Source organism: Thalassotalea montiporae (genome assembly GCF_053485855.1).
In genome coordinates this window covers 1097678-1111855 of the sequence record NZ_JBQRUO010000001.1, presented here as the reverse complement: position 1 = coordinate 1111855, position 14178 = coordinate 1097678, and the positions used below count along the sequence as shown (strand labels likewise).

The 14178-nt window shown below is 43.4% G+C and carries 10 protein-coding genes; 6 read left to right on the top strand and 4 right to left on the bottom strand.

All coding sequences use genetic code 11. The features are described 5' to 3' along the window. The first annotated feature begins 40 nt into the window (after positions 1 to 40). The 3 genes from ACSLUR_RS04805 (at position 41) to ACSLUR_RS04795 (ending at position 5001) form a co-directional block, all read left to right on the top strand. Positions 41 to 1156, top strand: coding sequence for an alkene reductase (locus tag ACSLUR_RS04805; RefSeq protein ID WP_448552288.1), 1116 nt, complete (start codon positions 41 to 43; stop codon positions 1154 to 1156). A gap of 2 nt (positions 1157 to 1158) precedes the next feature. Next, complete coding sequence (locus ACSLUR_RS04800) at positions 1159 to 2250, top strand: alkene reductase (RefSeq protein ID WP_448552286.1); 1092 nt, start codon at positions 1159 to 1161, stop codon at positions 2248 to 2250. 759 nt (positions 2251 to 3009) lie between these two features. Then, positions 3010 to 5001: a methyl-accepting chemotaxis protein gene (locus tag ACSLUR_RS04795; protein WP_448552284.1), complete on the top strand. Its 1992-nt coding sequence runs from the start codon at positions 3010 to 3012 to the stop codon at positions 4999 to 5001. Positions 5002 to 5307: 306 nt separating this feature from the next. Here ACSLUR_RS04795 and ACSLUR_RS04790 read toward each other — a convergent pair whose 3' ends face one another. After that, the gene (locus tag ACSLUR_RS04790) at positions 5308 to 6474 is read right to left on the bottom strand and encodes a methyl-accepting chemotaxis protein (protein WP_448552282.1); all 1167 of its coding nucleotides are present in this window, start codon (positions 6472 to 6474) and stop codon (positions 5308 to 5310) included. A gap of 219 nt (positions 6475 to 6693) precedes the next feature. Between ACSLUR_RS04790 and ACSLUR_RS04785 the strand changes: the two genes are divergently transcribed. Further along, a complete protein-coding gene (locus tag ACSLUR_RS04785; protein WP_448552280.1) occupies positions 6694 to 6867 on the top strand; it encodes a DUF2897 family protein in 174 nt (57 codons plus the stop codon). 136 nt (positions 6868 to 7003) lie between these two features. Here ACSLUR_RS04785 and ppiC read toward each other — a convergent pair whose 3' ends face one another. Further along, positions 7004 to 7282 (bottom strand): peptidylprolyl isomerase PpiC, encoded by a 279-nt coding sequence (ppiC, locus tag ACSLUR_RS04780; RefSeq protein ID WP_448552278.1) that lies wholly within the window; start codon positions 7280 to 7282, stop codon positions 7004 to 7006. Positions 7283 to 7423: 141 nt separating this feature from the next. Here ppiC and can point away from each other — a divergent pair, with 141 nt between their 5' ends. Then, positions 7424 to 8023: a carbonate dehydratase gene (can, locus tag ACSLUR_RS04775; protein ID WP_448552276.1), complete on the top strand. Its 600-nt coding sequence runs from the start codon at positions 7424 to 7426 to the stop codon at positions 8021 to 8023. A 105-nt stretch (positions 8024 to 8128) separates the two neighbouring features. On the opposite strand, the gene ACSLUR_RS04770 is transcribed toward can, so the two are convergent. Both ACSLUR_RS04770 and ACSLUR_RS04765 read right to left on the bottom strand, forming a co-directional pair. Then, positions 8129 to 10516, bottom strand: coding sequence for an AAA family ATPase (locus ACSLUR_RS04770; protein ID WP_448552274.1), 2388 nt, complete (start codon positions 10514 to 10516; stop codon positions 8129 to 8131). A 206-nt stretch (positions 10517 to 10722) separates the two neighbouring features. Continuing rightward, complete coding sequence (locus ACSLUR_RS04765) at positions 10723 to 11205, bottom strand: zinc ribbon-containing protein (RefSeq protein ID WP_448552272.1); 483 nt, start codon at positions 11203 to 11205, stop codon at positions 10723 to 10725. 336 nt (positions 11206 to 11541) lie between these two features. Between ACSLUR_RS04765 and leuS the strand changes: the two genes are divergently transcribed. Beyond that, complete coding sequence (gene leuS / locus ACSLUR_RS04760) at positions 11542 to 14142, top strand: leucine--tRNA ligase (RefSeq protein ID WP_448552269.1); 2601 nt, start codon at positions 11542 to 11544, stop codon at positions 14140 to 14142. Positions 14143 to 14178: the final 36 nt, after the last annotated feature.

The following is a 14178-nucleotide window of genomic DNA, read 5'->3' as shown; positions in this document are numbered from 1 at the left end:
TACTTTCTTCACACTTTGCACAATGTAACGAGGCTCAGCCATGACAGATGCTTTATTCCAGCCTATTCAATTAGGCAAACTAACGCTTAATAACCGCATAGTAATGCCACCTATGACTCGCTCGCGAGCCAGTCAACCTGACGATGCCGCCAATGATTTAATGGCAACCTATTACGCCCAGCGTGCGAGCGCTGGTCTTATCGTTACTGAAGGCACACAAATTTCACCTATGGGTAAAGGTTATGCTTGGACACCAGGCATTTACAGCGAGGCACAAATCGCTGGTTGGAAAAAAGTGACAGAGGCTGTGCATGCTAAGGGCGGCGCGATTTTCGCGCAGCTTTGGCACGTTGGCCGAGTTACCCACCCAGATAACATTGGTGGCGAGCAGCCAATCTCATCATCAGCGATTCAAGCCGAAAACGTTAAAGTGTTTGTTGATAATGGCACCGATGAACCGGGTTTTGTTGATGTAGCAAAGCCGCGTGAAATGACCCATGACGATATCAAGTTAGTCATTGAGCAGTATCGCCAAGCGGCATTGAACGCGATTGACGCGGGCTTTGATGGCATCGAACTACACGCCGCTAATGGTTATTTGATTAACCAATTTATCGATTCAGAATCAAACAACCGCACTGACGAATACGGTGGTTGCCTTGAAAATCGACTACGGTTTTTAGACGAAGTCGTTGCCGCTATGGTGGACGCCATAGGTGCTGATCGCGTTGGCGTGCGCTTAGCGCCACTTACCACATTAAATGGCACAGTCGATGAAGCTCCAATTACTACATACACAGCTGCTGCGGTACTACTCAATAAACATAAAATTGTTTATCTACATATCGCGGAAGTGGACTGGGATGACGCCCCCGATACGCCTGTGTCATTTAAACAAGCATTGCGCGATGCGTTTAGCGGCGTACTCATTTACGCTGGTCGTTACAACGGCGAAAAAGCGCAGCAAGCCATTAGCCAAGGCCTTGCCGATATGATTGGTTTTGGTCGCCCATTTGTTGCGAACCCTGATTTACCCACGCGAATTAAACACGGCTACCCATTAGCTGCTCATGTGCCAGAAACCCTATTTGGCGGCGGTGAGCAAGGTTTAATTGATTACCCTAACTACACTAGCCAAGCCAACGCGGAGCAGTAACCATGATTTTCCAAGATTTTGAGCATCAATCACTTAGTTTGACCAACCGTATCACCATGGCACCTATGACACGCTCACGCTCAACTCAGCCGGGTGATATTCCCAATGAATTAATGGCGAAATACTACGAGCAGCGCGCTACAGCTGGGCTTATTATTACCGAGGGCACACCGATATCTGAAGTGGGTCGCGGTTATTCCATGACTCCCGGAATTTACACACCAGAACAAATCGCTGGCTGGCGCAAAGTAACTGATGCGATTCATGAAAATGGCGGTAAAGTTTTTGTTCAGCTTTGGCATGTTGGTCGCCGCAGCCATTCCAGTATTTCTGGGCAACAGCCGCTCGCGCCATCGGCAATCAAGGTGCCAGATCAAGTATTCGGCCCTTTGCCATCAGGTGGCTTTGGCATGATAGAAACTGAACAGCCAAAAGCCATGACCCAGCAAGATATCGACAACACCGTCGCTGACTTTGTTCAAGCAGCAAAAAATGCGATGGGAGCAGGCTTTGATGGCGTTGAGATTCACGCGGCACATGGCTACCTATTTGATACATTTTTGCGTTTAGAAAGTAACCAGCGAGACGATCAATACGGTGGTAGCCAAGAAAATCGCATGCGTTTTTTACTTGAGACTTTATCTGCCGTAGGTAATGAGGTTGGCAACGAAAAAGTTGCCGTGCGACTATCACCACATGTGATTGAAGGCTTTGCCGAGCAAGACTCTGAGCTGGTGCCATTAACGCTAAAAATGCTAGAAAAATTGCAGCCAATGAATTTAGCTTATGTGCACTTTTCAGAAAATATTTCTCGCTACCAAGCAGTGCCAGAGTCATTCCGCCAGCAGGTACGTGAAGTCTACCAAAACCCAATTATGGTCGCTGGTAAGCTTGACAAAGATAAAGCACAGGCATTACTCGCCAAAGGTTATGCTGATTTAGTGGCGTTTGGTACGCCGTTTGTTACTAATCCTGATTTAGTCGCACGTTTTGAAAATAGTTGGCCACTGGCAGAATTTGATGCCGATGCCAGACTAACGTTGTATGGTGGCAATGCTGAGGGTTACACTGACTACTCAAATTATTTTGCTTAGTTTTAAGAGCATAAATATTTTGAAGTTCTAAAAATAGTTCACAAAATAAAAGCTAAGCGTGATTGCTGATTTGCCTGCAATATAAAAAATCAGCTGTTACGTCTTGGCTTTACTCACTTTTAAAAGCGCAAAATTCTTATGTAACCAACAACTGCCATATAGCCGATACCTCTCATATAACCGTCAACGCTAAACTAATCAAAATAGTCAAAGTAAGCCACGGAGTTAAAGCAAACTTAGTAATTGATGTAATCAACGCAATAAACCCAAGAAACGTTGGCCAGCTAGCTCTTGACTAACCGCCTATTTAGAATCAAACACTTACAATAGTTTTTACACCTCTAGATTGAGTTGACAATAACGACAATTCATCAAAATCATAATGCCTGTAAGCTTATACATAAACTCTCTCAGGTATGATGCTAACTTGCTGACAATTCTTCATTTATTGTTATTTTTCAGTCACCTTTAGTGTTTTTTAGCATCAATGTTTAGGCCGTCACTTTGATCTAGCCCCTATTATTGCTCAATATTCCTGCTAATCTAGCTAAAGCTTTTACTCTAAGTTATCGAGAAAAAGCAAAAAAAAGCAGTAAAAACAATCATAAATTCTTCAGGTTTAAAATTCTTGGTCTACACTGAAGTGGTATTGCACAAGTCTGTAATACACACCAAACACCTAGTAAACACCCAAGAGTAACCCAAAACTTAGTTCGCTTTTTCAAAGCAAAGGACCTGTTGAGTAGAAGGAAGTCATCAATGAAAAAACTACTGAGTAGATTATCTATTATTCAAGTTTCGTTAATAAGCTCAGCCATACTCGCCATATTTGTTGTCACCTTGTTGATTCAAAACCTATTAAACAAGTGGCACGAAGTGGAAACCACAGAACAAGATATTAAGCTCATTATGTTGCTTGATGCATTAGAGAAAGTGGCACATAACCACGCTGTTGAACGGGGGTTGACCGCAGGCTTTTTAGGCAGCGGCACCGATCAAGCTCGACAGAAAGTTATTGCTCAACGTCAAAAGGCCGATGCATCTATTAACAACTTACGAGAGCTACAAAAAGAACTTGATCATTTAGGTGATAAACTTAGTGAAAACCTCACTATTTTGTACAACCATGAAGCGGGTAAAGCGAGCCTGCGTCGTAAGGTTGATGTGCGTAACGCGCCGGAAGCATTTGGCTACTACAGTACACTCAATAAAATTGCTATTGATATAGCCGCAAGCCTCAAAAACCAAATTAAACACCCAGAATTAGCTGAAGAATTAAGTGCTGCCTTTTTATTTGCCCAGTACAAAGAGCGACTTGGGCAAAATCGTGGCAAAATAAATGGTGTTTTAGCCAAACAACAAATTACTCCGAAAGCCCAACAAGACATCGCTTTGTATAGCGCAGAACTGAGTTTGTTGAACAATTATTTGAAAGCTAGCCTATCAGGAACCGACGGGCAGCAAACTTTCAACCGAATTTTGAGCTCTGGAGACTCAATTCGAATTAAGTCGATTGTCGATCAATTATTAGCATCAAGCGCTCCTGATTTTTCTTCGCTACCAACACCTGCCAACTGGTTTCCAATGGCAACCCAGCAAATTGGACAGGTTAAATCCATGCTAGACAACCAATGGCAGACCATTCAAACAGATGGCGAGGCAATGAAAAATGACGCATTAAATAATTTGACTTACACCCTTGTCGCGTTTGTGATCACTGTCATCATCATTATTACGCTGAACTACTATTTGCTATCAACTCTTCGTGCGGAGCTTGGCTACTTAACTAAAATGCTAAAAGAAGCGGAAAACGGTGATTTAACCGTTGAGCTTCGCCTTGATACCAAAGACGAACTAGGCGAAATATCAAGCGCTATACACAACACAGTTTATGCGTTTAAAGCCTTGATGCTAGGGTTAGATAAGTCTGTGAAATCTGGAACCCGACTCAACAATAGCATGAACGAAGCGACACAAACCGTACTAGAAGAGTCAGTTAAAACACAGTCGATGGCCACAAATATCGCTAGTGCAATTGAAGAAATGGCGGCCACTAGCCGTGAAATAGCTCAATCTGCCTCGCAGACGCTAGACGCTAGCGATGATTTAAATCGACAAGCACAGCAACTGATTGACGACAACCAAGCAAGCCAAACCTCGATCAACGATTTAACCGCAAGTATGAATACTGTTGAATCACTTGCCGCGCAAATGGAGCAGCAAGTTGCCAGTATTTCGTTGATTCTTGATTCGATTAGCAGCATTGCCGAGCAAACCAACTTACTTGCCTTAAATGCCGCAATTGAAGCAGCGCGTGCTGGTGAACATGGCCGAGGCTTTGCTGTGGTCGCGGATGAGGTAAGAAGCCTAGCCGGAAACAGTAAAGAGTCTTCAGAGAAGATTGCTTCACTGCTTAACCAGCTGCAATCCATCACTGAACAAGTTGTTCAATCAATTGACGATAGCGCTGAGTTGTCGAAAACCGCATTAGAGAAGTTTGAGCAAGCTAAAGACGTGTCTGAGCAAGTGCACGCTCAAAGCCGTAACTTAGAATCACTGGCAATGAATGTATCTTCTGCTGCCGAGCAACAATCGACCGTTGCCGCAACCATTGCAGGTGACGCAACTAATGTGCTGGAATATGCGAACCACGAAGTTGAAGCATCTCAAGACTTAGAGCAAATTTTCAAAGACATGAAAATCAATTCTAAAACACTTCAAAACACCATGGACAACTTTAAGTTTCAGTAACAATTTATACCAATTTCAATAAATACTAGATCATTCTGGCTGGTTAAAATGCTCATTAACTGCGTTGTTATTTTTGAAATTAGAACAACTAGTTAACAAAAAATAACGCCTTGTTTATGAACCTTTTTCCTACGCCATAATTGATCAACTAATTAATTCAATTGGTATTAAACGCAAGCCAATAACAAAAAAGCGAGCATCACATTAGCGTGAATTGCTCGCTTTTTATTTGCCTACTTTTGTCGAGTTAGTTTTGCCTAACTCGCTTTGTTCACTTATATTTAAGCACTTGTTTTTTATTACACTTTAAACACAGATTCGATTTAAGGTAGTGTCAACATCAGCAGCTGTGCGTTGTTGCTGCTCAGCATGCTCTGCAATAGCGGCTAAACCTTGCGTAACATCGCGGCTTAACTCCACCACAGTCGCCATAGCCTCGTTTATCGAAGATGTCGACAGCCGCTGTTCATCAGTACCACTGGCTATTTGTGAGGTTAAATTATCAACGTCAGCAAAGGCATCACCAACTTGGTCTAATGCCGACACTACCTGCTGAGAATGCGCTAAACTTTCTTGTGTTAACGCTTGCCCACGGCCAATTGCATTAACCGCATTCGTCGATTTTTCTTGTAAACCTTCAACCATCGACTGAATCTCTACCGTTGACTCTTGGGTTCGATGCGCCAGCGCCCTCACCTCATCGGCGACCACGGCGAAACCACGCCCTTGTTCTCCGGCACGCGCTGCTTCAATGGCGGCATTAAGTGCCAATAAATTAGTTTGCTCTGCGATGCCACGAATAACATCGAGTACAGTGCCAATTCGTGAGCACTCTTCTTGCAGCAAGGCTAAGTCATTGGCCATGCTGTTGACTTCATTAGTGACCGATTCAATTGTATGTTGGCTGGTATTTGACGAGGAAGTACCCTGTGCAAGTATTTCCATCACACGACTAGTCGTTTCGCTAACTTGCTCTGCGCTGTCAGATAAAATACTCGAAGTTTCGGCAACTTGGTTGATTGAGCTTGCCATTAGCTCGATTTGATTTGATGATTCGTCAACGGCATTAACCGAGTTAACCATTTGTGATGACAGCTTAGTAGAGCCTTGACTTAACACCTCAGACTCAGTGCGAATTTCTTCAATTACTTGCCCTAAACCTTCAATAAACTCGCTTAATTCATTAGTGATTTCAGCAAGTTCATCGCTACGGCTATCATTAAGTGGAGACTCTGGTGCTTGCTCAGTACTCACCACTAACGCCAAATAGGCTTTTAGCTTGGCAAGCCTAGCCGTTAATGTATGTTGGGAATAAAAGTAACAACCTATCAGCTGAGTGACCAGCATCGCTAGCACAAAGCCTGTGACTGCGCCGCCCGACAAGGTTTCCGCCATCAAGACACTAACGACAACAAAAATGACACCAATCAATGCCAACGGCATCAGCAATTTTACGTTTAACCTATCTAACATATTAACTTTCCATATTATTTTTCTTATTTTTCACAACTTTCTGAGTAATGATATTTACCGTCGTCTCACCTTTAGCCCTGAATAATACTACTCGAGCTATTTTGAAACTTAATACGATAATAAATGACATTATTGTTATGAAAGCGTTACCAAATTACCGACAAATCCGCTATTTTTCTATGATAATTTTAAGATTTAACAGACAAATCATTTATCTGCATGAATATTGAGCAATTATTAATTCTAGTGTTGGCGTTGGGAGTTATTTGGGGCGGGATACTGTTACTAAAACAGTCTGCAAAGAAATTTAACCTGACAGATGAACAGAAAAAGAAAATAAAAGAGCGTCAAGCCGCTTGGGAAAAGGAAGAGAAAGAAGAAGACAAGGAATAAAAGGCATCACTAGGGCATTAAAAAAGAAGTTAGAGAAGAAAAAGATGTTATGTAGTGATGGCGGCTTGCTTGGTTAAGCATTACACAAGCAAACCGCTCCATAAGTACCTTTAAGTGTAACGGCGAACACTTTGGCCTAGCTGCGATAAATGGTTTGGATCAGGTGAAAGCCAAAGCGAGTTTTCACTGGGCCGTGAATTTTCAGCACATCTTTCTTAAACACCACGTCGTCAAATGCTTTCACCATTTGACCGCGACGAAATTCTCCTAAGTCACCACCACGCTTGCCAGATGGGCAGGTGGAATGCTTTTTTGCTAGCTTGGCAAAGTCAGCGCCTTTGTCTAATTGTTGCTTTAACTTTTCTGCTAATGTTTTGTCTTTCACTAAAATATGTCGGGCAGATGCTGTCGCCATGATTGTTCTCAAAGTAAGTCGTCTATAGTGCCAATTGTAAACTGAAAACACTAAAAATAACTAATTCAACCACTTCACATGTTCAGTTGTGATACGCTATCACCAAGTTTATCTACTACTTAAAAATTATAATAATTAACTATGAGCGCCATCGATCATCTTTTTAGCCAAAACCAACAATGGGCAGATAAAATACGTGAACAAGACCCAGATTTTTTTGAGCAATTATCGAAACAGCAATCACCGGAATATTTGTGGATTGGCTGTTCAGATTCTCGTGTTCCCGCCAACCAGCTATTAGGCTTAGCGCCTGGGGAAGTTTTTGTGCACCGCAATATCGCCAACCAAGTAGTGCACACTGACCTTAACTGCTTATCGGTAATGCAATACGCAATTGAAGTGCTGAAAGTAAAGCACGTGATTGTTTGTGGTCATTACGGCTGTGGTGGTGTTATCGCTTCAATGGACGATGAACCTAGAGGCTTAATCGATAACTGGCTGCGCCATTTAAAAGATGTTTATCGATTCCACAAAGATAAAGTTGATTCCGTCACCGATCAAAACGAAAAGTTCAACTTAATGTGCGAGCTAAATGTGATTGAACAGGTCGCCAATGTCGCTAATTCCAGTATCGTTAAAAAAGCGTGGTCTAACGGGCAGGAGTTAACGGTTCATGGCTTTGTTTATAACCTTAAAGACGGCATTTTAAAAGATATGGAAGTGTCGGTTGACGGTAAGTAGTTGCTAGTGCTTTAACCTAAACGAGAGCCTTAACTAAAACTTTAACTAAAAAAATAGCCAGCAATTGCTGGCTATTTTTTTGATATAGGGTGACTGTTGAAAAAACTACTCTTCCGAACCTTCTAAAATATCGGCAAATTTGTTCAGTTTCTCTAATGCTAAACCATGAATTGATTTACGTGGGTAGCGATCAGTGCGACTGATCTCACCTGCAGGCATCGCCATCAAAATTTCCAACGCTTGGTCGATGCAATCAACGGCATAAATGGCGAATTTCCCTTCTTTTACCGCATCAATAACATCTTGCTCTAACATCAGATTAATGACATTGGTACGCGGGATAATCACGCCTTGCTTGCCGGTTAACCCCTTGTCTTTGCAAAGACGATAAAAACCTTCGATTTTTTCATTCACACCACCAACCGATTGCACTTCACCGTGTTGATTAATGGAGCCGGTAATGGCAATACTTTGCTCAATGGGCAGCTGAGTAATGGCCGAAATTAACACGCACAGTTCAGCCATTGACGCACTATCGCCATCGATATGCCCATAAGACTGTTCAATAGCAATATTGGCAGAAATTGAAACCGGAAACTCTTGACCATATTTATGGCCGAGATAACCCGTCAGTAGCAATACCCCTTTGGAGTGAATTGATTTACCTAAGTCGACTTCTCGCTCAATATCGGTCACACCATTACTGCCTGCATAAACCGTGGCAGTAATACGCGCTGGTGTACCAAACACGCTATCGCCAATTTCTAACACGGTTAAGCCGTTAACCTTGCCAACATTTTGCCCTTCGGTGTTGATCAGCACTTGGCGCTCTTTAATTTCGCTAAGCCAAGTTTCACTTAATCGCCCCGTGCGACGCTGCTTTGCAGCTAGGGCAAGTTTGACGAATTCAGCAGTCAGTGTGCTTTCCAGCGACTGCTTGCGCCAGCAATACACGGCTTCGTCTAACAAGTCATTGATTTGCACAATATTGGCAGAGATCTTGTGTTGATGCTCAGCGCGGCGCAGTGCATAGCGCACCAATTCGACAATCGCCTCATCCAGCACTTCGGGGTAATCGAATTGTTTTGCACGGCGACGAATTAAGTTGCCATACGCTTTCAAACTGGCGTGATTATTATCGATATGACGATCAAAGTCGGCTAACACTCGAAATAGCTCGGTAAATTCTTGATCGTACTCTTGCAGCATGTAGTAAACATCAGAGCTGCCCAGTAAAACCACTTTCACATTAAGTGGAATTTTTTGCGGCTGTAAGGTGACTGTCGCGCTCGCGCCCATTTCTGAATAGGGATTTTCAATGGCTAGCTTTTGGGTTTTTAAGGCCAATTTTAACCGTGACCACACCAATGGCTGATTCAGCAACTTATCAGCATCTAAAATCAAATAACCACCATTCGCTTTGTGCAAAGCCCCTGGGCGAATTTGACGATAGCTAGTGTAAGTTGCTCCTTGAAAGGTAGAAAAATCGATATGACCAAACAAATTTTGGAAGGTTGGATTTTGCTCGTACACCACAGGCGCGCCTTCATTCGGCTTACGTGAAACGAGTAGGTTTGGTAAGAAGTGCTCAACCAATAACTTACGATTGTCTTTATCATTGGTGTTTTCTGCACTTTCATCCGCCAGTACTTCAAGTACTGTATCAACAGCGTGTTCTTTGAGCTTGCTCAGGTATTTAAGCACACCAATATTACTGGCAAACTCGTGCTCTAATTCTTTAATTAATGGGCGGATACTATGATCAGCGGTTTCAAACTTAAGCTTTCGCAACTTATTTGACGACTCGCGTTTCCAAAGCGGTAGTTCAATCAACTGCTCTGACAACAAGGTTTCCAACGCCGCCAGAATTTTGTAAAACTCAGTGCGTTTTTCTTCTGACAGATTGGCAAATTCTTTGTCGCTAACAGGCTTGCCATCCACTAACGGTGAAAAACCAATTTCACCGTTTTCCTCGTGCAGCACCACACTATGACTAAGTGCAGTTTGTTCAACAGCACCAATGGCTTCATCATATTTTTGGTTAAACTCGCGATCAATCGCCGCCTTTTGACGTTGATAACCCGGGTTATCAAAAATTTCTGGAAACAGTGCCATCAACTCATCAATAAAAGTATTGATGCGAGCCAATAACTGCTTGCCATCGCCCGGGCTCACATAGAGGCGGTACGGTGCGTGGTTATCATCAAAGTTGTTGATATAGCACCACTCGGAAGGCGTTGTTTGCTCACCTGCTACTTCGTTTAGCATTTGCTTGATTAACGTTTGGCGACCCGTACCGTGATCTCCCATAGCAAACACATTAAAGCCAATAGCTTCCATTGATAAACCAAATTCCAATGCCTCTTTGGCACGTTCGTGCCCAACAAAGGGCTGACGCTCAATGGCGTGCTCAGAGCTGATAAACATCGCCTCTGATAAATTAGCAGTTAATTGGTTTGGTTTTAGCAGGCAGCTAACGGCGGATAAACTCATGCAGGAACTCAAATGAAACATGTTCAAATTTTGTTAGTATTATCGCCAGTTTACTCGCTTGCCTGCTAAGAGCAAAGGTAATTTACCCTTGGCTTTGACAGGTGGTCATTTATCAAACAATGCAACCCAACTAGTCCTTATTTAACCTGCCCTATCTGCGATAGAAATTGAGTCTCTTTTACTTCAACAATGCCTTTTAACGAAAACTAAGGCGATAACGGCTGGCGATAAAATTTATCGTGCCCGCACTTAGCACAACTAGCGACTTGCGAGAAATGAGAAATTGTCAGCGATGCATCGCATTGTCGGCAAACCAAGACACCAAAGCCAATATAGTCACCACTTTGATAGATACCGTCATGGGCAAAATCATCAGGCAGCTCAGCCCACTCAATTTGCGATTTATCTGCCGCTTTTGCTAACGAATCCCACCAAGTCTCGTTAAGTAGTCCCAAATAAATTGAATGTGCGGAGTCTTGCTGCCACTGCTCGCTAAACTCCTTTAAGTCATATTTCAAATTATCAACAAACTGGCCTACTCGCTCTTGCGATAAACTCTCTGCAGCATGCGCTAATGCTTTTGCTTCTTCTACGACATCGATTAACTGCCTGACCTCATGCTGCTGAATATCTTGCAGCCAATTGGAAAGCTTTTGATAAATGGTATCTAGTTGGTTGTGCTCAGCCATCATCACCCCTTAATCACTTAAGCAAGAAACACCCTATCATTGAGTATAGCTAGCCATGGCGATTAAGTGTTTTTACGGCGCGAATCGTACGTCATCCTAGCTTGTAATTTGCGGGATTAAACTTGTTGTTTCCTAGCAGGATAAGGTATTCTATGCGGCAAAATTTAACATGCCGCCATTGCAGCCGTTCATAGAGCGAACAAATAGCGATAAATTCGTTATTTAACGCCCTCGCTACTTGCCTAGCTACTGACTCAGCGTCAGAAAGATAAGTAACGTAAAAAGCTGCCAGTTAAGGCTTAAGCACCCTCTTCTGAGTATTTGAGAAATTAATTGATGGAATCCACATACAATCCCCAATCGATTGAAGCAGAAGTTCAGCAATTCTGGACTGACAACAAAACCTTTAAAGCACAAGAAAAGCCTGGCAAAGAAAAGTTCTACTGCCTGTCTATGTTCCCATACCCAAGTGGTCGTCTGCATATGGGTCACGTGCGTAACTACAGCTTGGGTGATGTAATTTCTCGCTACCAACGTATGCAAGGTAAAAACGTCTTACAGCCTATGGGTTGGGATGCGTTTGGTTTACCGGCAGAAAATGCGGCGATCAAAAACAATTCGGCGCCTGCCAAGTGGACGTACCAAAACATTGATTACATGCGCGGTCAATTGCAATCACTGGGTTTTGGCTACGACTGGGATCGCGAATTCGCTACCTGTCAAAAAGATTACTACCGCTGGGAGCAATGGTTCTTCACTAAGCTTTACGAAAAAGGCTTAGTGTATAAGAAAAACGCGACCGTAAACTGGGATCCAGTGGACCAAACCGTACTGGCTAACGAGCAAGTAATTGACGGTCGCGGCTGGCGCTCAGGTGCGATTGTTGAGCGTAAAGAAATTCCTCAGTGGTTTATCAAAATCACCGATTACGCAGAAGAATTATTAAACGACTTAGATCAGCTAGAAGACTGGCCTGAGCAAGTCAAAACCATGCAGCGCAACTGGATTGGTCGCTCTGAAGGTGTTGAAATGACCTTTGCTGTTGCTGACAGTGATGGCCAAGCATCTGACGAAAGCTTTGATATTTACACCACACGTCCAGATACCATTATGGGTGTGACTTATGTAGCGCTTGCTGCCCAGCATCCATTGTCAGTAAAAGCCGCTGAGAATAACCCGGCGCTGGCTGAATTTATTGCGGAAGTGAAAGCAAGCAAGCTATCTGAAGCCGATATGGCGACAGTTGAGAAAAAAGGTGTTGATACTGGTCTTAAAGCGATTCACCCATTAACTGGCGAGCTAGTGCCGGTATGGGCAGCGAACTTCGTGCTAATGGATTACGGCTCAGGCGCGGTCATGTCAGTACCAGGTCACGACCAACGTGACTTTGAATTTGCCACTAAGTATGGTCTAGAAATTGCGCAAGTCATTGCTGGTAGCGAAGAAGATGATATCAGCAAAGCGGCAATCACAGAGAAAAATACCTTAATCAACTCTGGCGAATTTGATGGTTTATCGTTTGATGAAGCGTTTAAAGCCGTTGCCGCTAAGCTTGAGTCACTAGGTAAAGGTAAGATTACTGTTAACTACCGCTTACGCGATTGGGGTGTATCTCGCCAACGTTACTGGGGCGCACCAATTCCAATGATCAACTTGGCCAATGGCGAGTCTGTGCCTGTGCCAGAAGATCAGCTACCGGTTGAACTACCAGAAGATGTAGTAATGAATGGTGTAACCTCGCCAATCAAAGATGATCCAGAGTGGGCGAAAACCACATACAACGGCGAAGAAGCATTCCGTGAAACCGATACCTTCGATACCTTTATGGAATCGTCTTGGTACTACGCTCGTTACTGCTCAACTGATTCAAACGACCAAATGTTAGACCCAGAAAAGGCAAACTACTGGTTACCCGTTGATCAATACATTGGTGGTATTGAGCATGCTATTTTGCACTTATTGTATGCGCGCTTCTTCCACAAACTACTTCGTGATGTTGGTTTAGTTGATTCAGACGAACCATTCAAGAGCCTGTTATGTCAAGGTATGGTGTTAGCAGAAACCTATTACCGTGAAGGTGCTAACGGCGGCCAAGAGTGGATTGCACCAACAGACGTAGAAGTTGAGCGCGACGAAAAAGGCAAAATCACCGCAGCGAAAAGCAAAATTGATGGCGAGCCAGTGATTTCGGCAGGCATGAGTAAAATGTCGAAGTCGAAAAACAACGGTATCGACCCACAAGCGGTTATCGAGCAATACGGTGCAGACACCGTACGTTTATTTATTATGTTCACTTCGCCACCAGAGCAAACCTTAGAATGGTCAGACTCAGGTGTAGAAGGTGCACATCGTTTCCTTAAACGCGTATGGAAGCTCGCTGCTGATTTCACCGAAGCAGCAAATACAACAGAGCTTGATGCAGCAAACGTGAACTTTGCTAGCCAACACAAAGCACTTCGACGTGAGTTACACAAAACAATCGCTAAGGTAAGTGATGACATTGGTCGTCGTAACACCTTTAACACCGCAATTGCGGCAGTTATGGAGCTAATGAACCACTTAGCGAAAGCTAAGCTTGAGTCAAACGAAGATCTAGTGGTGATGCAAGAAGCGGTGCGCGCAGTTACCTTAATGCTTGCGCCAATCGTGCCTCACTTAAGCCACAAGTTATGGCAAGAAATTGGTGACGGTAGCCAAGTTGAAGACGCACTTTGGCCACAAGTAGATGACGCAGCGCTTGTTGAAGATGAAAAACTTATCATCGTACAAGTGAACGGTAAGCTACGTGCAAAAGTGACTGTTGCTGCTGATGCTAGCCAAGACGATGTTCAAGCATTGGCAGAAAGCGAAGAAAACGTAGCAAAATTTGTTGAAGGCAAAACGGTACGTAAAGTGATTTATGTACCAGGTAAGCTGTTGAACATTGTAGCTAACTAAAGGTAGCTAATTAAATGCGCCTAACAACACCCATTG